Genomic DNA, 25920 nt, shown 5'->3' on the forward strand with positions numbered 1-25920 from the left:
CACCCTGACCCTCTCCCCAGGGGGGAGAGGGGAAAAATTCAGCCTCAGCCCTGTGGTCCATCCCCTATTCCGCGGCCTCCCGCTTTGCGGCGCGCTCGATCAGGGTGGAGCCGGTCATCTCCGCCGGCTTCGGCAGGCCCATCAGATCGAGCAGCGTCGGGGCGACGTCGGCCAGCCGGCCGCTGTGCAGACGCACGCCGGTCGGGCCGTTGATCAGCACCAGCGGCACCTTGTCCAGCGTGTGGGCGGTGTGCGGCCCGTGCGTCTCGGGGTCGGTCATCAACTCGGCGTTGCCATGGTCGGCGGTGACCAGCATGGCGCCGCCGGCGCGCCGCACCGCGGCCTCGAGCCGGCCGAGACATACGTCCACCGCCTCCACCGCCTTGATGGCCGCGCCGAGGATGCCGCTGTGGCCGACCATGTCCGGGTTGGCGTAGTTGATCACGATCAGATCGTATTTGCCGCTGTCCACCGCCGCCACGACCTTGTCTGTGACTTCGGGCGCCGACATTTCGGGTTGCAGGTCGTAGGTCGCGACCTTGGGCGACTGCACCAGGATGCGGTCCTCGCCGGGATACACGCGTTCCTCGCCACCGTTGAAGAAGAAGGTGACGTGCGGGTACTTTTCGGTTTCGGCGATGCGCAGCTGAGTCAATCCGGCCTCTGACACCACTTCGCCCAACACCTTGGTCAGAGATTTCGGCGGAAAGATGGTCGTCAACAGCTTATTCAGGTCGGACGAGTATTCGACCATGCCGACTGCCGCCGCGAACTGGACCGGCGTGCCGCGCTCGAAGCCGGTAAAGGCCGGGTCGAGCAGCGCCGTCAGGATCTCGCGGGCGCGGTCGGCGCGGAAGTTCGCCATCAGGATGGCGTCGCCGTCCTTCATGCCGGCGTAGCCGCCGATGACCGTGGGCGGGATGAATTCGTCGAACTTCTCCTGGGCGTAGCTCTGCTCGATGGCTTCGATCGGATCGGCGGCGGTCGCCTCGCCCTTGCCGTGCACCATCGCTTCGTACGCCTTGGCGACGCGGTCCCAGCGCTTGTCGCGGTCCATCGCCCAATAGCGGCCGATCACCGTGCCGATGACGATGCCCGGAATGCCGTGCAGGTCGGCCATGAACTCGGCCACCTGATCCCTGGCGCTGTTGGGCGGCACGTCGCGGCCGTCGGTGAAGGCGTGCACCACGACCTCAACCCCTTCGCTCGCCAGCGTGGAGGCCAGCGCCGCCATGTGGTCCTGCTGTGAATGCACGCCGCCCGGCGACAGCAGCCCCATGAGGTGGCAGCGCCCACCGGTCTTCGTGAGCGCCTTGACCATGGCGTTCAGCGCCGGATTGCGGCTGAACTCGCCCTGGACGATGGCGTGGTCGATCATGACGAGGTCCTGCATGACCACGCGCCCGGCGCCGAGGTTCATGTGCCCGACCTCGGAGTTGCCCATCTGGCCGCGCGGCAGGCCGACCTCTTCCTCGCTGGCCTCCAGGAAGCCTTTCGGCTCGGCCGACCACAAACGGTCCCACACGGGGGTGTTGCCGAGCGCAATGGCGTTGTCCGCCGTCTCCTCGCGATAGCCCCAGCCGTCGAGCACGCACAGGACGACGGGGCGGGGACGTTTGGTGTCGGTCATTGCGGTCCTCTCCAAGGCAATCGGTGTCGCGGATGAATGCGTGTCGCGGGTCTATGCCCGATGATACGGGTGTCCTGCCAGAATCTGCTGGGCGCGGTAGAGCTGTTCGGCCAGCATTCCGCGCACCATCATATGGGGCCAGGTCGCCGGCCCGAAAGCCAGGAGGAAGGAGGCGCGGCGGCGCACCTCCTCGCCGTGGCCGTCGGCGCCGCCGATCAGGAAGGCAAGGTCGCCCACGCCCGAATCCCTCCAGCCGCCGACGCGCTGGGCGAAGGCGGCGCTGGACAGGGCGGTGCCGCGCTCGTCCAGGGCGACGATGGTGGCCCCCTGGGGGATCGCGGCCAGCAGAAGCTCGGCTTCCTGGCGCTTCAACTCGTCGCTGGTGAGGCGTTTCTTCACCTCGACCTCGCGCAGGGTCAGCGGCCAGTTCAGCCGGCCGGCATACTCGTCGTACAGGTCGCGAGCCGGGCCGCCCCGCGCCCGCCCAACGGCGGCGAGCCACAGGCGCATGGTCCGGCTCCCGTTCTTTCCGTGCCGTCAGGCCATCAAGCGCGTGCGCGGATCGGCGTCGGCCCGCGGCAGGTCGAGACCCCACATCTTCTCGATGTTGTAGAAGGTGCGGACCTCGGGCCGGAACAGATGCACGATGACGTCGCCGGCATCGATCAGCACCCAATCGCATTGCGGCTGGCCTTCGATCTCGACCCTGTCGAGGCCGGCGACCTTCAGGCTCTCGCGCAGCTTGTCGGCCATGGACGCGATGTGCCGGGTGTTGCGACCCGATGCCACGATCATGTAATCCGCGATGCTGGTTTTGCCGGCGAGATCGATGACGACGACGTCGTCCGCCTGATCGTCATCCAGGGCTTTCTCGATGAGCGCCTTCAGTTCCTGGGGAACGGGCGCGGGCCGCACGGAAGACGCGGCCGGTTGCATGAACGTACTGATGGTTCCCACCTCGGTTACCAGGGGTCACGACCCGCGGGCGCGTGCCCGGCGGATCGCCGTCGCCGAAGCCGGATGCAGCGGGTTGCGCAGGAAAATCCAGGCCGGCGGTTTCGCGTCGACCAGACCCCTGGCCCGTAGATCGGGCACCCGGCGACGGGCAAAGCGCTGCGCGGCAACGCCGCCCAGTGCCCTAAGAGAATAAGTCGGCCGGCTGAAGACCGCAATGGGGACGGATCGGAATATCCGCGGCCACTGCTGCCAACGGGGGATTTGCCGAAGATTGTCGGCGCCCATCAGCCAGACGAAACGGGTGCGCGGAAACCTGCGGGTCAATTCGCTCAGCGTGTCTGCCGTGTAGCGTGTGCCGAGGCTGCATTCCAGGTCGGTGACGCGGATGCGCGGGTGGCGCGCTGCGACCCGCGCCCAGGCCAGGCGCTCGGCCAGACTGCCCATGTCGGCTGCGGACTTCAGCGGGTTCTGCGGGCTGACCAGCCACCAGACCTGATCGAGGCCGAGCGTGTTCAGGGCGTAGACGCTGATGTGCCGGTGCCCGGCGTGCGCCGGGTTGAACGACCCGCCGAGCAGGCCGATGCGGAGGCCGGCGTACTGGGGGCCGGAGAAGCGGTGGATCAACCCTCTCCCGCCCCGGGAGAGGGTGGCGCCGAAGGCGCCGGGTGAGGGTGCAGGCAAGGATACTCGGGCTACCCTCACCCTCCCGCGCTCCGCGCGGGCCCCTCCCTCTCCCGGGGCGGGAGAGGGGAATTTACGGCCGTGTCTGCCCATCGCCCCGCACGACGTACTTGTAGCTGGTGAGCTGCTCCGCGCCCACCGGACCGCGGGCGTGGAACTTGTCGGTGGAGATGCCGATCTCCGCGCCCATGCCGAACTCGCCGCCGTCGGCGAACTGCGTGCTGGCGTTCAACAGCACGATGGCGCTGTCCACCCGCTGCAAGAAGCGCTCGGCCGCACTCGGGTCCTCCGTCACGATGGCGTCGGTGTGGTGCGAGCCGTGGCGGTTCACGTGGTCGATCGCCGCGTCCACCCCGTCCACCACGCCGCAGGCGATGACGGAGTCCAGGTACTCGGTGTCCCAATCGGCCGGCTGCACCGGCTTCACCCGCGAATCCACCGCCTGCGCCGCCGCGTCGCCGCGCACCTCGCAGCCGGCGTCCAGCAGATCGCGGACCAGCGGCGCCAGGAGCGTGCCGGCCGCCGCGCGGTCCACCAACAGCGTCTCGGCCGAGCCGCAGACCGAGGTGCGGCGCATCTTGGCGTTCAGCACCACCTTGCGCGCCTTCTCCAGGTCGGCGCCCTTGTCCACGTAGACGTGGCAGTTGCCGTCCAGGTGCTTGATGACCGGGATGCGGCTCTCCTCGGAGATGCGCTGGATCAGCGACTTGCCGCCGCGCGGCACGATCACGTCGATGTGGTCGCGCATGGTCAGCATGTGCCCGACCGCCGCGCGGTCGGTGGTCGGGACGAGCTGGATGCACGCCTCCGGCAGCCCGGCCGCGCGCAGCCCCTCGGCCAGACACGCGGCGATGGCCTGCGAGGAGCGAAGGCTCTCCGACCCGCCGCGCAGCACCGCGGCGTTGCCGGACTTCAGGCACAGCCCGCCGGCGTCGGCGGTGACGTTCGGCCGGCTCTCGTAGATGATGCCGATGACGCCCAGCGGCACGCGCACGCGCTGGATCGTCAGGCCGTTGGGCCGCGTCCACTCGGCCAGCACGGTGCCGATGGGGTCGGGGAAGGCGGCGATGTCCTCCAGCCCCTTGGCCATTGCCTCGATGCGGGCGTCGTTCAGCGTCAGCCGCTCGACCAGCGGACCGGAGAGGCCGCGGCCTCCGGCCGCCTCCACATCCTGGTCGTTGGCGGCCTGGATTTCCGCCTTCCGGGCGCGCAACGCGGCGGCGGCGGCGCGGAGAGCCTGGTCACGCTGTGGGCTCGGCGCGGTCGCCAACACTGCGGCGGCGTCGCGGGCGGCACGGCCGAGCGACAGCATCTGGTCCAGCAGGGGATCGGCGGTTTGGGCGAGCGCGGACACGGGGCGGCTTCCTTTGCCTGGAGGGAAAGGCGGTGACTGTAGCGAATTCGGCGCGATGCGGAAAGGAGGAGTAACCCTGACCTGCGCTTGGGCCGACACTTGGGCTCTGCCGAAAGACCGAGCGCTTATGTCAACTACACCGTGGCGGCGGCTGAATTGCTCCGCTAGCGTCTCCTGGTGAGACCGCCAAGGTTCGGGGAGAGAGAGAGATGACCGCGCGCATCCCGCATGGCCTTGCCATGCTGGCGACCCTGACGTTCGTCCAGACCGCCGCCGCTGAAACGCTGCTGGAACGCGGCGCTTACCTCATGAACGGGATCGTCGCCTGCGGCAACTGCCACACCCCGCAGGGGCCGGACGGCCCGGTGCCCGGCCTGGAGCTGGCCGGCGGCATGCCCATCGAGGATGCGGCGTTCACCGCATACGCCAGCAACCTGACGCCGGACCCGAGGACCGGGCTGGGCCGCTGGTCCGACGCCGACATCATCACGGCGATCCGCGAGGGCCGGCGCCCGGACGGCCGGATCCTCGGTCCGCCCATGGCCTATCCCTTCTACCGCAGCATCTCCGACACCGACATGGCGGCCATCGTCGCCTATCTGCGCGCGCTGAAGCCGGTGGAGAACCCCGTGCAGAAGTCCGAGTTCCGCATACCGCTGCCGCCCAACTGGGGGCCGCCGGTGGGCTCGGTGCCGGACGTGCCGCGGACCGACAAGGTGGCGTACGGCGCCTACATGGCCGGACCGCTCGGCCACTGCCTGGAGTGCCACACGCCGCGCTTGGCCAACGGCGAACCGGACATGACGCGCCTGGGGGCTGGCGGGAATGAGTTCCGCGGCCCATGGGGTGTCAGCGTGTCGCGCAACCTGACCTCCGACAAGGATGAGGGGCTGGGGAATTGGACCGACGCACAGATCAAGGCAACGGTCACGTCAGGCGTGCGGCCGGACGGCACCCGGCTCAACCCGCCGATGGCCTTTCATTTCTACAAGAACATCAACGACGAGGATCTGACCGCGCTGGTGGCGTACCTGCGGACCCTGCCGCCGCAGAAGGGGCGTGAGCCGCAGAGCGCGTCGAAGTAGGGGAGTCGTAGGTTGGGCCGTTGGCTCAACCTACGAGGTTAAAATCAGTCCGCGGCCAGCCGGCCGTCGGCGGCCATCGCGCACAGCGTCTCCCAGTCCACCTCGCCGGGGTGGCCGACCACGTGGTCGGCCATTTCGAAGACGAGATGCGCGTGCTGCGGCCATGCCACGGTCAGCATGCCGGCGGCCTTGGCGGCGCGGGCGCCGGTCGGGCTGTCCTCGATGGCGGCGCAGGCTTCGGGCGGCACGCCCAGGCGTTCGGCGGCGAGCAGGTAGGGCTCGGGGTCGGGCTTGCCGTTCACCACGTCGTCGCGGCTGACGCCGAAGGCGAAGTGCGGCAGGCCCATGAAGCGCAGGTTGGCCTCGACCACCCGTCGGCCGGCGTTCGACACGCAGGCCTGACGCAGGCCGCGCGCGGCGAACGCCTCGACCAGCGCGAAGGCACCGTCGCGCGGGGCCACCTGGGCGATCCGCTCGATGTAGTGGTCGGTGATGGCGCCGGCCCACGCCTCGAAGCTCAGCGGCATGGGCCGGACGGCGTGCAGGCGCGCGTAGAACTCCGGGAAGGCGATGCCCAGCGTGGCTGCGTACTGCTCGTCGGTCAGGTCGTGGCCGTGCGTGCGGCACACCGCGATGGTGGCGCGCTGGTGCCAGGGCTCGCTGTCCAGCAGCGTGCCGTCGATGTCCCAGAGGATGGCCTGCAAGGGAGGCCGGAACCCTGTCATCGCACCACCAGATCGTCGCGATGGATCATCTCGTCGCGGCCACGGTAGCCGAGGATGGTTTCGATCTCGTTGCTCTTGCGGCGGCGAATCGCCCGCGCCTCGTCGGAGCCGTAGGCGGTCAGGCCGCGCGCCAGCTCGCGTCCCTCGGCGTCGCGGACGATGACCACGTCGCCGCGCTCGAACACGCCCTCGACCTCGGCGACACCGGCGGGGAGCAGGCTGGCCCCCTGCTTCAGCGCGCGCACCGCGCCGTCGTCCACCACCAGCACGCCGGACGCGTTGAGGTGGCCGGCGATCCACGCCTTGCGGGCGCTGGACGGCTCGGACGGGGCGAGGAACCACGTGCACGGGGCGCCACCGGCGCTCTCGGGCTTCTCCAGGGCCGCCAGCGGGTTCATGCGCTGGCCCTTGGCGATCACCATGCGGCAGCCGGCCGACATGGCGACGCGCGCCGCGGCGATCTTGGTGACCATGCCGCCGGAGCTGTAGCCGGGCGGCGGCTCGCCGGCCATGCCTTCGATGGCGGGAGTCAATTCGGTGACCTCGGGAATGTGCGTGGCGTCCGGGTCCTTGCGCGGGTCGGCGGTGTACAGGCCGTCGATGTCCGACAGCAGCACCAGCGTGTCCGCCGAAATCATCTGCGCCACGCGGGCGGCGAGGCGGTCGTTGTCGCCGAAGCGGATCTCCGAGGTCGCGACCGTGTCGTTCTCGTTGATGACCGGCACGGCGCCCAGCTTCAGCAGCGTGTCGATGGTGGCGCGGGCGTTGAGGTGGCGGCGGCGCTCCTCGGTGTCTTCCAGCGTCAGCAGCACCTGCGCCACGGTCACCTCGTGGCGGGCCAGCGTCTCCTGATAGGCGTGCGCCAGACGGATCTGCCCGGTGGCGGCGGCGGCCTGCTTTTCCTCGAGCTTGAGCGGGCGGCCGATCAGGCCGAGGTGCTCGCGCCCGGCGGCGACGGCGCCGGAGGTGACGACCACCACCTCGGTGCCGCGCATGCGGGCGGCGGCCACGTCGTCGGCCAGCGCGTCCAGCCACGCGCGGCGGATCTTGCCGGTGGCGCTGTCCACCAGCAACGCCGAGCCGATCTTGATGACCAGCCGGCGAGCGTCGAGCAGGGTGGGGATGGACACGGTCGCCTCAGCGGTTGTCGTCGTCATCGTCGTCCTGGCCGTCGTCCCAGTTGTCCTCGTCGTAGTCCTCGGAGTCGGGATCGCGGTTGGTCTTGTACATGGGGATTTCCGGCCGCTGGGTCTTGGTGGCGGCGGGGTGCAGGATGCCCGGCTCCGCCTCCTTCGATTCCTTGATGGCGGTCAGCAGGCGGTAGAGCACCTGTTGCACGCCCTGGCCGGTGGCGCCGGAGAGGATCATCACCTTGGCCCCCGACGCCTCTTCCAGCGCGGCCTTCTTCTCCTCCAACTCCTCTTCGAGGATGGCGTCGGCCTTGTTCAGGCCGATGATCTCCGGCTTATCGGCGAGCACGCCGTTGCCGTAGGCGTCCAACTCGCCGCGGATGATGCGGTACGACTCGACGACGTCCTCGGCGGTGCCGTCGATGAGGTGCAGCAGGATGCGCGTGCGCTCGACATGGCCGAGGAAGCGGTCGCCCAAACCAAGCCCCTCATGCGCGCCCTCGATCAGGCCGGGGATGTCGGCGATGACGATTTCCTCGTCACCGGCGCGCAGCACGCCCAGGTTCGGGGTCAGCGTGGTGAAGGGATAGTCGGCGATCTTCGGCTTGGCCGCGGTGGTGGCGGCCAGGAAGGTGGACTTGCCGGCGTTGGGCAGGCCGACCAGACCGGCGTCGGCGATCAGCTTCAGGCGCAGCCACACCAGGCGCTCCTCGCCCGGCCAGCCGGGGTGCGAGCGGCGCGGCGCGCGGTTGGTCGAGGTCTTGAAGTGCGCGTTGCCGAAGCCGCCGTCGCCGCCCTTCAGCAGGACGACCCGCTGACCCTCCTCGGTCAGGTCGGCGAGCACCGTCTCCTGGTCCTCGTCCAGAACCTGGGTGCCGACGGGGACGCGCAGCACGATGTCGTTGCCCTTGGCGCCGGTGCGGTCGCTGCCCATGCCGTGGCCGCCGCGCTTGGCCTTGAAATGCTGGGCGTAGCGGTAGTCGATCAGCGTGTTGAGGCCGTTCACCGCCAGGATGATCACGTCGCCGCCGCGCCCGCCGTTGCCGCCGTCCGGCCCGCCGTACTCGATGAACTTCTCGCGGCGGAACGCCACGGCGCCGGGGCCGCCGTCGCCGCTCTTGAGGAACACCTTGGCCTGATCGAGGAACTTCATCGTGGGACCTTACCGGTCAGATATCGTCCTGCCCTCATCCCCGCGACTGCTGGGCAGGGGGCGGCAGGAGAGAATAACAGCACAAACGCCTGAAAAACAAAAATCGGGGGCCGGTCGCCCGGTCCCCCGATTTTCGCTAACCCTTTAAGGGTCGCGCGCGGCTTACTCGGCCGCGACGGCAACCTCGAACGCGTCGACCTGGACGTAGGTGCGACCGCCCGAGCTGTGCTTGAACGACACCTGACCATCGCTCAGGGCGAACAGGGTGTGGTCCTTGCCGATGCCGACGTTGGTGCCCGGGTGGAACTTGGTGCCGCGCTGGCGGACCAGGATGTTGCCCGCGAGGACGACTTCACCACCGAACTTCTTCACGCCGAGACGGCGGCCGGCGCTGTCGCGACCGTTCCGCGAGGAGCCGCCTGCCTTTTTATGAGCCATAGTCTTACTCCCTTACACGCGGCTGCGGCCTCAGGCCGCGCCGTTGATCCCGGTGATGCGCAGGACAGTCAGGTCCTGGCGGTGGCCGTTCTTACGGCGGTAGTTCTGGCGGCGCTTCTTCTTGAAGACGATGATCTTCGGGCCGCGGTCCTGGGCGATGACCTCGGCCACCACCGAAGCGCCCGCCACCGTCGGCGTGCCGATCGTCGTGGCGCCGGCATCGCTGACCATCAGCACGTCACCGAGCGTGATGGAAGCGCCAGCGTCGCCCGCGAGCTTCTCGACCTTGATCACGTCGCCATTAGCGACCTTGTACTGCTTGCCGCCGGTGCGGATCACTGCGAACATTGTCGTCATACCTATTGCAAAACAAACGGCGGGCCGCCCGCCCACCGTGTTGGTGCGCGCCCGTTCGTGGAGAGCGGCGATTTATACGCAGCTTCCCCCCAGAGTCAACAGGGATTGCCGCTTCCTTCTTCCCCTTCCCCTCCCTTGCTGAGGAAGGGGCCGGGCGGGGGGCAAGGTATTGCGGCCGGCCGGCACTCTATATGTGCGTGCCCGAAGCGCCCCTCCAGCCATATGCGCCTCGCCCCACCCTGACCCTTCCCGCCGGAGGCAGGGAGGGGACTCTGGCGCCTAAAATTTAGACGCGGGTGCCTCCTGCGGCGCCAATCCCCCTCAGTCCGGCCAAACCTCCGGACGCACCGTGCGACTCGTTGAATTCTCAACGATTTGCCTACGGATATCGCATATCCGGCGGGGCTGCCTGAAAACGTGGCAGTAAAATTGCAAGAAATGACGCCGCGGAATGCCGGATTGGCTGAATGCCGCGGCTCTGCTGCATAAGGAATGGGCTCCACGCCTGCCGATGCAACGGAGTCGAAGGGTTCGGGCGACGGGGCGGACTGGATGGGAAATCGGCCGCTTCATGGGCATTTGCACAGTTTTTAAGCGACAGACCGGCGCGCGGCGCGCCAGTGAAGGGGAACCTGGATCTATGGAACTTCGGCTGATCGGAAAGGGAGGCTCTGCGGGCCTCATCGGCGCTCTCGCCACAAGCCTGCCGGCTTTCGCGGCGGACGCGCCGGCTGCGGCGCCGTCCGGCGCCAACACGGCGTGGATCCTCATCGCGTCGGCGCTGGTGCTGTTCATGACGCTGCCGGGGCTGGCACTGTTCTACGGCGGGCTCGTGCGGGCGCGCAACGTGCTGTCGGTGCTGATGAACTGCTTCGCCATCTGCTGCATCGCGTCGCTGATCTGGGTGATCTTCGGCTACAGCCTGGCCTTCGACGGCACCGCGCCCTTCATCGGCGGCCTGGGCAAGAGCTTCCTCGGCCACATGGACGCGGCGATGCCGACCTCCGGCCTGCCGGAGAACGTCTTCGCGCTGTTCCAGATGACGTTCGCCATCATCACCCCGGCGCTGATCATCGGCGCCTTCCCCGAGCGCGCGCCCTTCGCCTTCGTGGTGGTGTTCTCCACGGTGTGGCTGGTGCTGGTCTATCTGCCGGCGGCGCATTGGCTGTGGGGTGGCGGCTGGCTGGCGGCCATGGGGGCGATGGACTTCGCCGGCGGTATCGTCGTGCACACCACGGCGGGCGTGTCGGCGCTGGTGGCCGCCATCATGATCGGCCGCCGCAAGGGCTTCCCGCACGAGCTGATCCCGCCGCACAGCCCGGCCATGACGATGACCGGCGCCGGCATCCTGTGGGTGGGGTGGTTCGGCTTCAACGGCGGCGGCGCGCTGGCCGCCGATCAGGCCGCGGCCGGCGCCATCATCGCCACGCACGTCGCCGCGTCGGCCGGCGCGCTGACCTGGACCGCCATCGAGTGGGTGAAGCTGGGCAAGCCGACCTCGGTCGGTCTGGTGACCGGCTGCGTCGCCGGGCTCGCCACCATCACCCCGGCGGCCGGCTATGTGGGGCCGGGCGGCGCCATCGTCATCGGCGCGCTGGGCGGCGTGGTGTGCTTCCAGTGCGTGATGTTCGTCAAGCACCGCCTGCTGATCGACGACTCGCTGGACGTGTTCGCCGTACACGGCGTGGGCGGCATGCTGGGCTCGCTGCTGCTGGCGGTGTTCGCGCTGCCAGCGCTGGGCGGCAACGGGCTGGCCGAGGGCATGAGCTGGACCGGCCAACTCGGCGTGCAGGCGTTGGCGGTGGGTGTCACGGCGGCGTGGTCGGGCGTGGTGACCTGGGGCATCGTCAAGGCGGTCAACATCGCCATCGCCCGCCGCGTCAGCGCCGAGGAGGAGTACGAGGGCCTCGACCTCGTCACCCACGGCGAGCGCGCTTACGAGATCAGCTAGGGCGAAATCGGCTGACGAAAAAAACCGGCGCTGTGGGCTCATCAAAGGGCTTGCAGCGCCGGAGCGCTTCGGTTAGGTTCCGCGCCGCTCGACACCGAGGCGTATGGATGGGTGGCAGAGCGGTTGAATGCACCGCACTCGAAATGCGGCATACCTGCAAGGGTATCGGGAGTTCGAATCTCCCCCCATCCGCCATCGCAATGACGCAAGTCATTGATTTTAACGAGCTCCCCCCTAGCAGTGCACTTACGTCCCACGTTGCGCCCTACGCCGGGATGCGGAGAGCCGCGTGCGGTAGCGAACGAGCGTCGAGGCGGACGGCCGGTGCGACGCTCAAGGCGATCATGGTGCCGTGGTTCACGGCGCTGCCGGCTGGACCCCGCGTACCGCTGTGTGGAATCAATCGCCGGCCTGAAGCAGCCGCTCCAAGGCTCTGTGAAGCTGCCGCGGAGTAACCGGCTTGTTGGCGAGCCCCAGATCGTTGGCTGCGGCCTCGTGCTGGAACTCGGGACCGGTCTCGCCGGTAAGGAGAATGCCGGGTACCTGGCTTCCCACGAACGCGCGGACGCGCCGCACCACCTCAGGACCGACCTCATCGTCGCGCAGCCGGTAATCGGCGATGACGACGTCCGGCGTGCGCCCGCTCTCCCGCAGCCGCTCCATGGCCTCGTCGCCGGACCCTGCGATCAGCACTTCGTAGCCCCACCCCTCCAGCACCGTTCGGAGGCCGGCCAGCACCATGGCGTCGTCGTCCACGACCACGGCGAGCAGGCCCGCCTCGGTGACCGGAGCCGGCGCGCACGGCGGTCCGGTGGGGATCGCGTCGGCCAGCCCGAGCGGCACCTCGATGGCGAACACCGACCCCTTGCCCAACTCCGAGCGCACGCAGACCGGGTGGTCGAGAAGCCTGGACAGGCGTTGCACGATGGCCAGCCCCAAACCAAGCCCCTGTGTCCGATCCCGCTCGGGATTGGCGACTTGGTGGAACTCCTCGAAGATGCGCTCCAGCTGCTCGGGCGGGATGCCGATGCCGGTATCGCTCACCTCGATCCGCGCCGTGGCGTCCGCGATGGCGCAGCCGATGCGCACCTCGCCGTGTTCGGTGTAGCGGATGGCGTTCTCGATGAGGTTGCGGACCATGCGGCCGAGCAGCATGGGATCGGACCGGATGGCGACCCCGCATGATGTCTCCGCGTGCAGGGTCAGTCCCTTGGACTGGGCGATGGGCGTGTAGGCGGCCTCCAGGTCCTCAACGATCGGGCCGAGCGCCACGTTGCCGATCTCGGGCTTGATCACGCCGGCATCCAGGCGCGAGACGTCGAGCAGGCTGTCGAGCAGCGCCTTGAGCGTGTCCAGCCCGCGCTCCAGCATCGTCAGCGTCTTCTGGCCGCGCTCGTTCGCCACGTGCGGGGCCAGGGCGGCGGAGAACAGGAACAGCGACTGCATGGGCTGGCGCAGGTCGTGGCTGGCGGCCGCCAGGAACTTCGACTTGGCGAGGTTCGCCTGCTCGGCCGCCTCCTTGGCCCGCTGCAGTTCGTCCTCCATCGCCCTGCGCTCGGTAATGTCGCGCGAGATGCCGATGATGTCGATCACCTCCCCCGTGTCGTCGCGCAGCGGCACCTTGGTCGAGAGATAGCATCGGGGTTCGCCATGGCCCTTGCTGAGGACGGTCTCCTCGACGGTCAGCGCGTGCCCGGCCTCCATGACCCGGCGATCGGTCGCCGCCAGTGCGGCGCCGTCCTCGAGCGAAACGAGGTCCTGCTCGGGCACGCCGATGATCTGCTCGTGTGGTCGGCCGTGGGCGATGGCCGTGGCGGAGTTGACGAGCAGATAGCGGCCCTTGCGGTCCTTGACGAAGATCCGATCCGGGGAACTCTCGATGATGGTGTTGAGCAGCGTCAGGTTCTCCCGTAGGTGCCGCTCCGCCGCACGCCGCCGCGAGACGTCGCGCATGATCCCGGTGAAGAAGCGCTGACCGCGAGCCCGCCATTCGGCGATGGAGAGCTCCAGGGGGATCGGCCTGCCGTCGCGGTGCAGGCCCTCGACCTCGCGCCCGATGCCGATGATCTTGCCCCGGCCGGTGCGCAGGTAGCTGGCGATGTAGCCGTCATGGGCGGAATGGTGCGGCTCCGGCATCAGCAGCTTGACGTTGCGCCCGATCACCTCGTTGGCGGCGTAGCCGAAGATGCGCTCGGCAGCGTGATTGAACGACTGGATGATGCCGCGCTCGTCGATGATCGCCATGGCGTCCACCGCGGTCTGGACGACCGCGCGGTAGCGGGCTTCGCTGTCCTCCAGGGCTTGTCGGGCGACGCGCCGCTCGGTGATGTCCTCGTTCACCACCACGGCACCCACGATCGCGCCGTCTCCGCTCCGGAGCGGCACCGCCGAATTGCGGATGGTCTTGCTGGTGCCGTCAAAGCACTCGATATCGATCTCCTCACCCAGCGCGGTCTCCCCCTTCGTGATCGCCCGCGCCGCCGCCCACTCGTGGGCCTCAACGGGTTTGCCGGTGTCCGCCCACCAGCCCTTGTACTCGCCGTAGCGGTCGATGCCGACCATGCGCCGGCCCGCCCAGATGCGCTCGGAGGCGGCGTTCAGGCGCAGGATGCGCCCGTCGGCGGCGATCATCATCACGCCGACCGGCAGGTGCTCCATGACCAGATCCAGCAGTCCGGAGCTGCGGCGCAGCTCCTCCTCGGCCTGCTCCCGCCGGCGCATCTGGGCTTCCAGGTGGTTGGCCATGGTGTCGAAGTCATGGCAGAGGGCGACGATCTCGGTGCCGCCCTTGAGGCCGGTGCGCGCGGAGAGGTCGCCCTCGCGCCAGCGGCGGGCCGTCGCGGCGAGCGTGGCGACCGGCCGATGCAGCAGCAGGTTCCCGCCGACCGCTACGCCGGCGAGGAGCAGCGCGAAGCTGGCCGTTACCAAGCCCAGTGAGCGCCGCGTGGCGTCGTTGATGGAGCCGATGGCCGCGGCCTTGTCCAGGCCGACGTTGATGAAGAGCCCCTTGGGGTCGGCATCGACCGGCGAGTAGGCGACGACACGCGGCACGCCGTCGAGGGTGATCAGGTCCATGACGCCGCGGGTCGGGGCGCTCAGCAGGGCCATGTAGCGGTCCGGCGGCATCTGCCCGACGATGTTCGGCACCGCCGGGATCCGAACCGCGACGATGCCATTGCGATCGGCCACCGTGATCGCCGCGCCGGCCGGGAGCGGCTTGGCCTTCAGGTAGGCGACCAGCCAGCCGAGATCGAGCAGGGCGGACACAATGCCCTGGGTGTTGCCGGCGGCATCCTGGAGCGGCATGGCGAAGGGCAGGACGGGCCTGTCGGTGGCGCGGCTCTGGATGTACTCTCCGACGACGAAGCCGGCGGTTCGCACGGCCTCCCGGAAGTGGAAGCGATCGGCGACCCTTAGACGGGTGGAGCCGATTTCTGTTCCGCAGCGGACGACGCCCTCGGCATCGGTGACGTAGAAGTCGATGAACTCCGGGTAGTTGTTCTTCAGCCGGGTCATGTAGGCTTGGCAGGCCGGGGTGTCACCCTCACGCACGGAGCGGGTTTCCCGGATCGCCACCATGGTCTGGCGGAAGCCCTCGATGAGGCGTGCCTGCTCGGCCTCGATCAGGGCAAGCAGTCGTTCGCTCTGCTGGCCGACCTCGGCCTCGCGCTCCCGGCGCAGCTCGTATTCGTTGTAGACCTGGACGGCCACGGCCGGGATCATGGCCAGGACCACCAGCAGCATCAGACGGTTCAGCAGGCTCATCGCCGCGCGTCGTTCCTTTCCGGCCCGATCATCCGCCGGCGGCCATTGCAGGGCCGTCCCGCAGAGCCCGCGTCCTGAGGCCAGGGGATCGGGTCGACGGAAAGCCTAGCATCCGAATTGTTTGGTTTACAAACTAAAACGCTCGGGTATTCCCGGTGCCGAACCGAACCAGTCCGCCGGCTGTCTACACCTTCGCTCCAAGGTGTTGTTCCAGGATTTGGCGCAGTTGCCGCGGTGTGATTGGCTTGGCCGCGACCCCTACGCTGAGGTCCGATGCGTCCCGACGCCACTCTGTTTCAACCTCGCCCGTCAGGATGATGGCGGGGATTTCGGCGCCAACCAGTTTCCTGATCTCCCGGATCGCTTCCATCCCCGTCCGGCCCTGACGCAGCCGATAATCGGCGATGATGATGTCGGGAGCCCGCTCGTTTGCCTTTAGTCGTTCCACGACCTGCTCGGTGGAGGCGCCGACCAGCGTGTCGTATCCCCACTCTTGGAGGGTCGCCTGCAGCCCCATCAGGACAATGGCGTCGTCATCCACCAGCACCGCGAGCCTGTCCAGGCCGTTCGAGGCGGTTGGGGCGCTTGCATGTGCAGGGAGTTCGATTTTCACCGTGCTCAACGGCAGGTCCACAACGAACACAGATCCCTTGCCGAGTTCCGAGGTCACCGTCATCGGATGATCCAGCAGTGCGGACAGCCGCCTTACGATTGACAGCCCAAGGCCGAGGCCAAGGTTGCGATCCCGCTCCGGATTTCCGACCTGATGAAATTCGTCAAAGATCCGCTCCTGTTGACTGGGCGCGATCCCGATACCGGTGTCGTGCACTTCGAGGCGCAGGCGTTCGCCTGCCGTCGTGCACTCGATGCGTATGCCGCCCTTCTCAGTGTACTTGATCGCATTCTCAACGAGGTTGCGTATTATACGGCGCAGAAGGTGCGGATCACTGCGCACCGCGATGCCGGCGGCTCCCGCGATGGTCAGGTCCAGTCCTTTTGCCGCGGTGATGGGGCCGCAGCTTGTGGCGATTTCGTCCAGCATCGGTTTGATCGCGAAGTCCTCAACGTGCGGCGTAATGCCACCGGCATCGATCCGGGATATCTCGAGGAGGTCATCCAGCAACTCCTTCAGCACGTCGAGGCCATGCTCCAGCCTTTCCAGCAACTTTTTGCCGCCATCTCCCTGGACGTGGTCGCGCAGTGCTTCCGCGAAAAAGAACAATGACTGGACGGGTTGGCTCAAGTCGTGGCTGGCTGCTGCCAAGAAATGCGTCTTTGCCTTCGTTGCGTCCACGGCGGCCGCCTGCTCTTGCAGGGCACGTTCACGCTGATGCTTCAATTGATGGATGATGACCGCGCTCAACCAGAGGACAATAATGGTTAGTGTCCGGTCCAGCAGCTCCCATTCCATTGGCAGCCCTTGCGGGGCAATCAATGACACCGCGGCTGAAGCTATGCTGAGGAGTAGCGCCCACAGAAAGGTGGCGTGGGGATAATTGGAATAAGAAGAAAGGTACAAGGGGATAACGTAGAGAATGTTGATGGATACGCCGTCGGGAAGGGCAGCGTCCAGGCAAAATATGGTTGCTGTAAGAGCAGTGTTGGCGAATGCAACCTTCATGATCTTGGTAATCCTTGATGCGCAACCTTTGCGCCGCGCTTGGATTAGACAACTGTAATCCGAGCAAGCCAAGTCTGTCAAAGCGCATAGCACGCTCTGCGTGCTCCTCAATAATTGGATAAGTGTTTGGACCGTCCAGACGCTGCCGTAATGTTTTGATGACCGCCATACAGCAATTTTCGCACGTGGCTGGAGATCCAAATGCATCACAATGCTCGAATGCGACAGGGCGGAAGATTGGTGTGCCTTTGGGCCGCTTGGTCAAGCTGTATGCGCCTGCCGCGGGCGTTCAGCGTTTGGTTTGCTGCTTGAGGTTTTAAAAAATTCGGGATGCCTTGAGCAGACCCGAGGCGCCGCCTGCGCGAGCGCCGCACGACGGACGATGAAGATCGACTTCCGCCAGGGCGGCTGTCCGGCGGCGCGCGACCGGACCAGCGCCTACCGGCGGAAGGGGATCATACTGAATGGGCGTGGCCGAACAGGGTGATGCGGCCATAAGTCTTGCGTTCCTGCTTCCAGGCATGCGCGGCGAGCGCCAGCGAGGACACGCCCCAGAACGCCAGGTATTCGACGCCGCCCAGGTTCCATAGCCAGCCCACGCCCTTGGTGGCGAACACCGCGTAGGCGGCCACCGCCATCACGCCGGCCGACAGCAGGCCGACCCACTTGGTGTGGATGTTGAAGGTCAGGCCGACCGCACAGACCGTCTCCATCACCAGGGCCAGCACGACGAAGGCCATCGGCGGGGTGAAGCCCGCCTTGCCGAAAAAGGCCGCGGCGCCGTCCATGGCGTTCAATTTGAACAAAATGTGGGGAATATACAGCAAGCCGCACATCATCCGCACGACGATTGCTGGTTCGGACAGGTCGAAATCGCGCTTTGAGAGGGTCATTGGACGTCTCCTGTGCGCTGGCGCGCATCGCGTCGGCGCGGGTTGTCTTGGTCAGGACCTGAAGACGACTATCCTCCCGCAAATCACGCAACCACATTGAGGCGAATCAATTGGCTGTTGCGAATTTTGCGACAAATCATTGCTTGGATCGGGGCAAAGCTCGGCTGTGGCTCAGAGGATGTCCGGTTCGAGCGTGCCTTGACGGTGCGGCACCGGCTGCGTTACGACGCGGCCACTCCCGCCCGTTCGCTCCCCCCTGGACCCGGCGGAGCTGGTCGAGCGCCGGCGGGCGCTGTTCCCGCACGAGGCGGTGGGCATCACCGGCCAAGTCGCCGCTGCCCGGCCTGGTGCAGTGACGTTGGTTTGACAACCCATTCCTGGCGAGCCCGGATGCCGCATGGTCATCCTCTGCCGGCGGCGTATACTCGCCGTCGCACGGCGTTCCCGAGGTGCGATCATGGTCGAGCGGCCCGAGGTTTTGTTGGCGCCTCTGCGCGAGTTGGTGGAAGGCGGCGAGGACTGGCTGATCCACCGCGTGCTCGGCTATGCCAAGGAGCACGGCTACGCCATGTACAGCTCGACCCTGGTCGAGGCGTGGCGCTCGTCGGTCGTTGGGCTGTCCACGGCGATCCTGCACGCGCTCGACCTGCACGACTCGCCGCCGGACCTGAACGCCGCGCTGAAGTACGGCGAGGATTCCGTGGCCCGCTTCGGCGTCGATGAGGCCCGCGCGCACGGTGCGCGCGGCATCCCGATCACGCTGTTCCTCGGTCTGCTCAAATACTACCGGCAGAGCTACCAGGACCTCGTGGAGACGGCCGGCCTGCCGCTGGCCGGCGAGCGCGTCTGCCGGCGCTTCGTGGATCGCGTCTTCGACCGGGTCGAGTTGGGGCTGTGCAGCCAGTGGAGCGGGCTCGCCGACACCGACAAGATCCGCGAGATCCAGGAGCACAACGTCGCCATCACGCGCGAGAAGCTGAAGTACCTGACCATCTTCGAAAGCGTGCGCGATCCGGTGATCTTCCTCGATCCGCACGGCCGCATCGAGAACATGAACAACGCCGCCTGCGACGTCTTCGGCGTCGGGACCAGTCCGGGAATGGTGTACTACGGCAGCCGCAGCCTTGGCCCGGTGGCGGAGCGCATGGGCGAGCTGCTGCGCGCCGCCGGCGACAAGAGCGATGTGGAGTGCACGCTGGAAACCCGCCTCGGCCCGCGCCGCTTCGACGCCAAGCTGCGGGCGATGCTGGACATCTCCGAGCGCTTCCTCGGCACGGTGGTCATCCTCACCGACGTCACCGACTACCAGCGCGCCCGCGAGCAGGCCGAGCGTGCCAACCGCGCCAAGTCCGCCTTCCTGGCGACCATGAGCCATGAGATCCGCACGCCGCTCAACGGCATCCTCGGCATGGCGCAGCTCCTCAAGGCGACCGAGCCGTCGCCGCAGCAGCACGGCTACATCGACGCGATCTCCACCTCCGGCGAGGCGCTGCTGGCGATCCTCAACGACGTGCTGGACTATTCGAAGATAGAGGCCGGCCGGCTGGAGTTCGAGGCCATCGACTTCCACCTCGACGATCTGCTGGAGACCATGCGCTCGCTGACCCAGCATCAGGCGGTGCGCAAGGGCATCACGCTGCGTCTGGAGCGGGCGCCGCGCGTGCCGCAGCGCTTGCGCGGCGATCCGGCGAAGCTCAGTCAGGTGCTGCTCAACCTGATCGGCAACGCCGTCAAGTTCACCGAGCGGGGCGAGGTCGTGCTGCGCGTCTCGGCCGAACGCGGCGCCCCTGCCAGCCGGGCGCGGCTGCGCTTCGCAGTGACCGACACCGGCATCGGCATCGACGCGGAAGCGCGCAAGCGGCTGTTCGAGGCGTTCGCGCAGGGCGACACCTCCATCTCGCGCCGCTACGGCGGCACCGGACTGGGGCTGGCGATCTGCAAGCGCATCGTCGATGCGGTGGGCGGCAGCATCGGCGCCGAGAGCACGCCGGGCGAGGGCAGCACCTTCTGGTTCGTCATCGAGCTCGACCGCGGCGCCCGCGCGGCGCGGCTGCCGTTGCCGGCCGTGGACGGCGGCGCACCGCTGCCGCCGCTGTCCGTCCTGGCGGCGGAGGACAACGCGGTGAACGCCACCGTGCTGTCCGGGCTGCTCGAACTCGGCGGGCACCGGGTGACGCTGGCCGATGACGGGCTGCGGGCGGTGGAACTGGCGGCGGCGCACGACTTCGATCTGGTGCTGATGGATCTGCGCATGCCCGGCCTGGACGGGCTGGAGGCGACGCGGCGCATCCGCGCGCTGGCCGACCCGCGGCGCTCCCGCGTGCCCATCGTGGCGATCACCGCCAACAGCCAGCGCGGCAAGCTCGGCGACTGCTTCGCGGCGGGCATGGACGGCTTCCTCGGCAAGCCGTTCCGGCGCGAGGATCTGGACAAGGCGTTGCGCGCCGCGCTGGCCGAGCGCCCGCCGCCACCGCCGACGCGTCGCGCCCCCGTCCTTGACGCGGCGGTTCTGGAGGAACACGCCCAACTGCTCGGCCGCGAGCGGCTGGAGCGCATCGTCGAGGCCTTCCGCACGTCCAGCACCGCGCTGCTGGCCGAACTGCGTGCCGCCGCCGGGGCCGGGGATTGGACGGTGGTGGCCGACCGGGCGCACGCGCTGAAGAGCGCATCCTACAACGTCGGGCTGACGGCGTTCGCCGAACTGGCGAAGCGGGCCGAGAACGCGGCGGACACTGAGTCGGCCTCGGCCCTGGACGCCGCCTATCCGGCGGCGCTGGAGGCACTCGACGCCGCGTGGCGGCGGCTGTCCGGCGATCAGGTCACCGCTTCGACGAACACGTAGCCGACGCCGTGTTCGGTCAGGATCATGCGCGGCTCGTTGGGGTCCGCCTCGATCTTGCGGCGCAGGCGGCCGACCAGCACGTCCACCGTGCGGTCGTTGGGCGCCCAGTCGCGCCGGCTGACGTGATCCAGCAGATTGTCGCGCGTCAGCACCCGGCCGGGTTTGCGCACGAAGGCCAGCAGCAGCTCGAACTCGGCGCGGGTGAGGCGCACGTCCTCGCCCGCCGGTGAGCTGAGCCGGCGCTTGGACACGTCGAGCGACCAGCCGGCGAAGCTCTTGACCGCCGGCTCGTCGGCCGGTGCGGCGTGGGCGCCGCCGGTGCGGCGCAGCAGGCCCTTGGCGCGGGCCAGCAGTTCGCGGGCGCTGAACGGCTTGGTGACGTAATCGTCCGCCCCGGTTTCCAGCCCGACGACGCGGTCGATCTCGTCGCTTTTTCCGCTGACCAGGATGACGCCGATGTCCGACGTGCGGCGCACGTCGCGCAGCAGGGTCAAGCCATCCTCGCCGGCCAGCCGGATGTCGAGCAGCACGAGATCGACGCCGCCGGCGGCCAGAACGGCGCGCATGCGCTGGCCATTCTCGACGGCGCTGACGCGGAAGCCCTCGGCCTCGAAATAGGCGGTCAGGGTGGTGCGGGTGGTCAGCTCGTCATCGACGACAAGAATGTGCTGCTGGGCCGCCATGCGGCTGCTCTCCCGCCGGAACGTCGTTTGCAGTTCGTTTACAACATTCTACACGCCGTTCAAGCCTAGCTGGAACACCGTTCACAAGCACCCGCTAAACGTGACGCTGCGGGATTGCGGTTCGCACCCGCCCGGTGGGTATGGAGGGCGTTATGCTTGGACGTGTGTGGACGTGGATCACGAAGCCGGTCGCCTGGGGCGCCACGGCGCTGGTCGCCGCGGTGGTGGCGCTGGTGGGCTGGGGCGGTTTCACCGTCGCCCTGGACAAGACCAACACGCTGGAGTTCTGCATCTCCTGCCATGAGATGAAGCAGTCCGTGTACCAGGAGTACACCCAGTCGCCGCACTTCCAGAACCGCTCGGGCGTGCGTGCCGTGTGCGCGGACTGCCACGTCGCCAAGGACCTGGGCCACAAGCTGATCCGCAAGGCCGAGGCGGCGAAGGAGGTCTGGCACGCGCTGCTCGGCACCGTGGACACGCCCGAAAAGTTCGACGAGCACCGGCTTGAGATGGCCAAGCGAGTCTGGGCGGGCATGGAGGCCAACGACTCGCGCGAATGCCGCAGCTGCCACGCCTTCGCCACCATGGACATCGAGAAGCAGCGCGAGAGCGCCCGCAAGATGCACCCGCAGGGCATCAAGGACGGCGAGACCTGCATCACCTGCCACAAGGGCATCGCCCACAAGCTGCCGGACATGAGCGGCGGCTACAAGAAGGCCTTCGAGGAACTGATCGTGTCGTCCGCCAAGGGCACGGGCACGGCGGAGCGGCTGTACACGCTGCGCTCCAAGCCGTTCTTCCTCGACCGCGCCGACGCCAAGCCCGACGCGCGCGGCGACGGCGTGCTTCTGCCGGCCACCGGCGTGACGGTGCTGGAGCGCAGCGGCGATCTGGTGAAGGTGCGGGTGGACGGCTGGCAGCAGGACGGCGTCGGGCAGATGGTCTACGCCGCGTCCGGCAAGCGCATCTTCTCGGCGGCGCTGGGCAAGGGGAGCGAGAAGGCGGTAGAGGTGAAGCGCAGCACCCTCGACCCCGACACCGACCTGACCTGGAACGAGGTCGCGCTGACCGCCTGGATCGCCGACAAGGAGATGGCCGCCGACGAGAAGAAGCTGTGGAACTACGCCAACGAGATGTACGGCGCGTCCTGCGGCACCTGCCATTCGCTGCGCAACCCCAACCACTTCCTGGCGAACCAGTGGATCGGCAACCTCGATTCCATGAAGCGCTTCATCACGCTGGACAAGGAGGAGTACCGCTTCCTCCTCAAGTACCTGCAACTCTACGCCAAGGACACCGGCGGTGCCGCGGCCACGCATTGAGCGAGGGGGAGCAGCGATGATGACCCGAACCAACGACGCGGTGCGCCCCCTGCGGGCCGAAATCTACCGGTGGCTGGCGGGCGTGTTCGCCCGCGAGCCGACGGCGGAAACGCTGGCCGGCTATCGCAGCCCTGAGGCGCGCGGCCTGCTGCTGCACCTGGCGCAGGCGGAGCCGCTGCGCGAGGGCGTGGCGGGATTTCTCACCATGGTCAACGACGACACCGACCTGGAGGCCATGGCCTTCGATCTGGCGGGCACTTACGCCCGGCTGTTCCTGGGGGCCGGCGGCCCCTCGGCGGTGTCGCCGTACGAATCGGTGCACACCAGCCCGGAAGGCCGGCTGTTCCAGCAGGCCACCACCGACATGGAGCGCCTTCTGGCCGAACACGGCCTGTCGGTCACCGGCACGCCGGAGCCGGCCGATCACATCGCGGTCGAACTGGAGTATCTGGCCGAACTGATCCAAGCGGGTGCGGCGGCGCTGGAGCGCCGGCTGCTGGACGAGCATCTGCTGCGCTGGGCGCCCGGATTCTGCGACGCCTGCATCGAGCGGGACGGGCAGGGCTACTACGCCGCCGCGGCGCGGGTGCTGCGCGGCATGCTGGCGATGGACGCGGCCTGAGCGCGGCCATTCACACCCCGTTTACAAGATTTTTCACGCCCGTTACCCGACCCCGAAATCCCGTTCACAACACCCGTCTACAACGGTCAGCACTGAACATGGGTGTGCGGAGCCCTTCGGCCCCGGCAGCCCCCTGCAAGGGATGAACGCCATGACGAAGCTGTTCGAGAAGGGTTTCCAGCCCTTCGTGTCGCGCCGATCCTTCCTCGAAGGTGCGCTGATCGCCGGCGCCGGGCTGATGGCCGGGCCGTCGCTGCTGGCCAAGGGGGTGATGGCGGCGCAACCCTCGGCGCTGGCGATGTCCGGCTGCCACTGGGGCGCCTTCCGGGCGCGCGTCGAGAACGGCAAGTTCGTCGAGGCCGTCCCCTACGAGCGCGACCTGTTCCCCAGCCCGCAATTGCCCGGCGTGCTCGACGCCGTCTACTCGCCGACCCGCATCAAGTACCCGATGGTCCGCGCCGGCTACCTGAAGGACGGGGCGAAGAGCGACACCTCCAGGCGCGGCGCCGACGAGTTCGTCCGCGTCACCTGGGACCAGGCGCTCGACCTCGTCGCCAAGGAGCTGCAACGCGTCTCCAAGGACTACGGCCCGACCGGCATCTACGCCGGCTCCTACGGCTGGAAGAGTGTGGGCAAGCTGCACAACTGCCAGAACCTGCTGCGCCGCATGCTGAACCTCAACGGCAGCTATTGCTCGTCGGCCGGCGATTATTCGACCGGCGCCTCGCAGGTGGTCATGCCGCACGTCGTCGGCCGCCTGGAAGTCTATGAGCAGCAGACCGCGTGGCCGGTGGTGGTCGAGCATTCCAAGCTCGTCGTCATCTGGGGCGCCGACCCCATGACCACCAACCAGATCGGCTGGATCGTCCCCGACCATGGCGGCTACGAGGGCCTGAAGGCGCTGAAGGAGAAGGGCACCAAGGTCATCTGCATCGATCCCGTCCGCACCGCGACGGCTGACTATCTGAACGCCGAGTGGCTGGCGCCCAAGCCGCAGACCGACGTGGCGATCATGCTGGGCATCGCCCACACGCTGGTCGCCGAGAAGCTGCACGACCAGAAATTCCTCGACGACTACACGGTCGGCTTCGACAAGTTCCTGCCCTACCTGATGGGCGACACCGACAAGACGCCGAAGACCGCGGAGTGGGCGGCGGCCATCAGCGGCATCGACGCCGACATCATCAAGCGCCTCGCCCGCGACTTCGCCAAGAACCGCACCATGCTGATGAGCGGCTGGTCCATGCAGCGCATGCACCACGGCGAGCAGGCGCACTGGATGCTGATCACCCTGGCCAGCATGCTCGGGCAGATCGGTCTGCCGGGCGGCGGCTTCGGCTTGTCCTACCACTACGCCAACGGCGGCGCGCCGAGCGCCGACAGCCCGGTGCTGCCGGGCATCACCGACGGCTCCAAAGCCGGCGGGGCGGCGTGGCTGGCGACCGGCGGTGCGGTGGTCATCCCGGTGGCGCGGGTGTCCGACATGCTGCTGAACCCCGGCAAGGTGATCGACTTCAACGGCACCAAGGTCACCTACCCGGACGTCAAGCTGTGCTACTGGGTCGGCGGCAACCCGTTCGCCCACCACCAGGACCGCAACCGTCTGGTCAAGGCGTGGCAGAAGCTGGAGACGGTGATCGTCCACGACTTCCAGTGGACCGCCACCTGCCGGCACGCCGACATCGTGCTGCCGGCGACCACGACCTTCGAGCGCGACGACGTGGAGCAGGTCGGCGATTACGCCATGAAAGCGATCATCGGCCTGCACAGGGTCATCGACCCGGTGTTCGAAGCCCGCGACGACTACGAGATCTTCCGCGAGATCGCCAAGCGCCTCGGCAAGGAGAAGGAGTTCACCGAGGGCAAGACCCAGCTCGACTGGATCAAGTCCTTCTACAACGCCGCGCTCAGCCAGGCCAAGGCGAAGAAGCAGAAGATGCCGTCCTTCGAGGAGTTCTGGAAGGGCGACTCCGTGGTCGAATTCGACATCCCGAAGGACGCCAAGGAGTTCGTGCGCTACAAGAGCTTCCGCGACGAACCGCTGCTGGAGCCTCTGGGCACGCCGTCCGGCAAGATCGAGATCTACTCGAAGAACATCGAGAAGATGGGCTACGACGACTGCGGCCCGCACCCCAGGTGGATGGAGCCGGTCGAGTGGATGGGCGGCCCGAGCAAGGACAAGTATCCGCTGCACGTCACCACCAGCCACCCGAACCTGCGCCTGCACTCGCAGCTCGCCGGGACGGTGCTGCGCGACAAATACGCGGTGGCCGGCCGTGAACCCTGCCTCGTCAACACCAAGGACGCCGAGGCGCGCGGCATCAAGACCGGCGACGTGGTGCGGGTCTTCAACGATCGCGGCCAGATGCTGGCCGGCGCCGTGGTGACCGACAAGGTTCGTCCGGGCGTCGTCCGCGTCAACGAGGGCGGCTGGTACGACCCCGTCGAGCCGGGCAAGGCGGGCACCCTGTGCAAGTACGGCGACGTCAACACGCTGACCGTCGACGTGCCGACCTCGAAACTCGGCCAGGGCAACTGCGGCCACACCGCCGTCGCCCAGATCGAGAAATACGCCGACGCGGCCCCGGCCGTGACCGCCTTCGGCGCCCCGAAGAGCGCGTAAGTCCTTTCCTTGCCCTCCCCCGCCTCCGGCGGGGGAGGGAGGGACCCGCGGAACGCGGGAGGGTGGGGCAACGGCCTTCCCAACAGAG

General features: G+C 67.9%; 20 protein-coding genes and 1 tRNA gene. 7 read left to right on the forward strand and 14 right to left on the reverse strand.

Annotated features, from left to right (window positions below):
• Positions 1–64 precede the first annotated feature (64 nt).
• The 5 genes from gpmI to ACSVDD_RS11230 all read right to left on the reverse strand — a co-directional run bounded on the left by gpmI (position 65) and on the right by ACSVDD_RS11230 (position 4580).
• Entirely contained in the window at positions 65–1630 is a 1566-nt protein-coding gene (gpmI, locus tag ACSVDD_RS11210) for a 2,3-bisphosphoglycerate-independent phosphoglycerate mutase (RefSeq protein ID WP_448189431.1), read from the reverse strand.
• Positions 1631–1681: 51 nt separating this feature from the next.
• Positions 1682–2140: a 23S rRNA (pseudouridine(1915)-N(3))-methyltransferase RlmH gene (gene rlmH / locus ACSVDD_RS11215; RefSeq protein WP_448189432.1), complete on the reverse strand. Its 459-nt coding sequence runs from the start codon at positions 2138–2140 to the stop codon at positions 1682–1684.
• A 27-nt stretch (positions 2141–2167) separates the two neighbouring features.
• Positions 2168–2566 carry a ribosome silencing factor gene (gene rsfS / locus ACSVDD_RS11220; protein ID WP_448189433.1) on the reverse strand — a complete coding sequence of 133 codons (399 nt, stop codon included), beginning with the start codon at positions 2564–2566 and terminating at the stop codon, positions 2168–2170.
• Positions 2567–2602: 36 nt separating this feature from the next.
• Positions 2603–3211, reverse strand: coding sequence for a nicotinate-nucleotide adenylyltransferase (locus ACSVDD_RS11225; protein ID WP_448189434.1), 609 nt, complete (start codon positions 3209–3211; stop codon positions 2603–2605).
• Between the two features lie 130 nt (positions 3212–3341).
• Positions 3342–4580: a glutamate-5-semialdehyde dehydrogenase gene (locus ACSVDD_RS11230; protein WP_448189650.1), complete on the reverse strand. Its 1239-nt coding sequence runs from the start codon at positions 4578–4580 to the stop codon at positions 3342–3344.
• Between the two features lie 251 nt (positions 4581–4831).
• Between ACSVDD_RS11230 and ACSVDD_RS11235 the strand changes: the two genes are divergently transcribed.
• Positions 4832–5707 (forward strand): c-type cytochrome, encoded by an 876-nt coding sequence (locus ACSVDD_RS11235; protein ID WP_448189435.1) that lies wholly within the window; start codon positions 4832–4834, stop codon positions 5705–5707.
• 44 nt (positions 5708–5751) lie between these two features.
• On the opposite strand, the gene ACSVDD_RS11240 is transcribed toward ACSVDD_RS11235, so the two are convergent.
• From ACSVDD_RS11240 to rplU, 5 genes are all read right to left on the reverse strand, one after another.
• A complete protein-coding gene (locus ACSVDD_RS11240) occupies positions 5752–6432 on the reverse strand; it encodes an HAD family hydrolase (protein WP_448189436.1) in 681 nt (226 codons plus the stop codon).
• Entirely contained in the window at positions 6429–7589 is a 1161-nt protein-coding gene (proB, locus tag ACSVDD_RS11245) for a glutamate 5-kinase (protein WP_448189437.1), read from the reverse strand. The genes ACSVDD_RS11240 and proB overlap by 4 nt, the downstream gene beginning before the upstream one ends.
• Positions 7570–8715, reverse strand: coding sequence for a GTPase ObgE (gene obgE / locus ACSVDD_RS11250; protein ID WP_448189438.1), 1146 nt, complete (start codon positions 8713–8715; stop codon positions 7570–7572). Before obgE ends, proB begins: the two co-directional genes overlap by 20 nt.
• 162 nt (positions 8716–8877) lie before the next feature.
• Complete coding sequence (gene rpmA / locus ACSVDD_RS11255) at positions 8878–9153, reverse strand: 50S ribosomal protein L27 (protein ID WP_448189439.1); 276 nt, start codon at positions 9151–9153, stop codon at positions 8878–8880.
• 30 nt (positions 9154–9183) lie between these two features.
• Entirely contained in the window at positions 9184–9501 is a 318-nt protein-coding gene (rplU, locus tag ACSVDD_RS11260) for a 50S ribosomal protein L21 (protein WP_448189440.1), read from the reverse strand.
• Between the two features lie 649 nt (positions 9502–10150).
• Between rplU and ACSVDD_RS11265 the strand changes: the two genes are divergently transcribed.
• Together ACSVDD_RS11265 and ACSVDD_RS11270 are read left to right on the forward strand one after the other, a co-directional pair.
• Positions 10151–11461, forward strand: coding sequence for an ammonium transporter (locus ACSVDD_RS11265; protein WP_448189441.1), 1311 nt, complete (start codon positions 10151–10153; stop codon positions 11459–11461).
• Positions 11462–11566: 105 nt separating this feature from the next.
• Positions 11567–11656 (forward strand) — tRNA-Ser (locus ACSVDD_RS11270).
• Between the two features lie 204 nt (positions 11657–11860).
• Here the strand turns inward: ACSVDD_RS11270 and ACSVDD_RS11275 are convergent.
• From ACSVDD_RS11275 to ACSVDD_RS11285, 3 genes are all read right to left on the reverse strand, one after another.
• Positions 11861–15226 carry a PAS domain S-box protein gene (locus ACSVDD_RS11275; RefSeq protein ID WP_448189442.1) on the reverse strand — a complete coding sequence of 1122 codons (3366 nt, stop codon included), beginning with the start codon at positions 15224–15226 and terminating at the stop codon, positions 11861–11863.
• A 184-nt stretch (positions 15227–15410) separates the two neighbouring features.
• Positions 15411–16847: an ATP-binding response regulator gene (locus tag ACSVDD_RS11280; protein ID WP_448189443.1), complete on the reverse strand. Its 1437-nt coding sequence runs from the start codon at positions 16845–16847 to the stop codon at positions 15411–15413.
• Between the two features lie 455 nt (positions 16848–17302).
• Positions 17303–17740 (reverse strand): DoxX family protein, encoded by a 438-nt coding sequence (locus ACSVDD_RS11285; RefSeq protein ID WP_448189444.1) that lies wholly within the window; start codon positions 17738–17740, stop codon positions 17303–17305.
• 457 nt (positions 17741–18197) lie between these two features.
• Here ACSVDD_RS11285 and ACSVDD_RS11290 point away from each other — a divergent pair, with 457 nt between their 5' ends.
• A complete protein-coding gene (locus ACSVDD_RS11290; RefSeq protein WP_448189445.1) occupies positions 18198–20582 on the forward strand; it encodes an ATP-binding protein in 2385 nt (794 codons plus the stop codon).
• Here ACSVDD_RS11290 and ACSVDD_RS11295 read toward each other — a convergent pair.
• Complete coding sequence (locus tag ACSVDD_RS11295) at positions 20555–21265, reverse strand: response regulator (protein WP_448189446.1); 711 nt, start codon at positions 21263–21265, stop codon at positions 20555–20557. The two genes, ACSVDD_RS11290 and ACSVDD_RS11295, sit on opposite strands and share 28 nt — an antisense overlap.
• A 152-nt stretch (positions 21266–21417) precedes the next feature.
• Here ACSVDD_RS11295 and ACSVDD_RS11300 point away from each other — a divergent pair, with 152 nt between their 5' ends.
• The 3 genes from ACSVDD_RS11300 (at position 21418) to torA (ending at position 25832) form a co-directional block, all read left to right on the forward strand.
• Positions 21418–22587: a NapC/NirT family cytochrome c gene (locus tag ACSVDD_RS11300; protein WP_448189447.1), complete on the forward strand. Its 1170-nt coding sequence runs from the start codon at positions 21418–21420 to the stop codon at positions 22585–22587.
• A 16-nt stretch (positions 22588–22603) separates the two neighbouring features.
• Positions 22604–23209 (forward strand): TorD/DmsD family molecular chaperone, encoded by a 606-nt coding sequence (locus ACSVDD_RS11305; RefSeq protein ID WP_448189448.1) that lies wholly within the window; start codon positions 22604–22606, stop codon positions 23207–23209.
• Positions 23210–23360: 151 nt separating this feature from the next.
• The gene (gene torA / locus ACSVDD_RS11310) at positions 23361–25832 is read left to right on the forward strand and encodes a trimethylamine-N-oxide reductase TorA (protein WP_448189449.1); all 2472 of its coding nucleotides are present in this window, start codon (positions 23361–23363) and stop codon (positions 25830–25832) included.
• The last annotated feature ends 88 nt before the right edge of the window (positions 25833–25920 follow it).

Source organism: Azospirillum terrae, assembly GCF_053470425.1.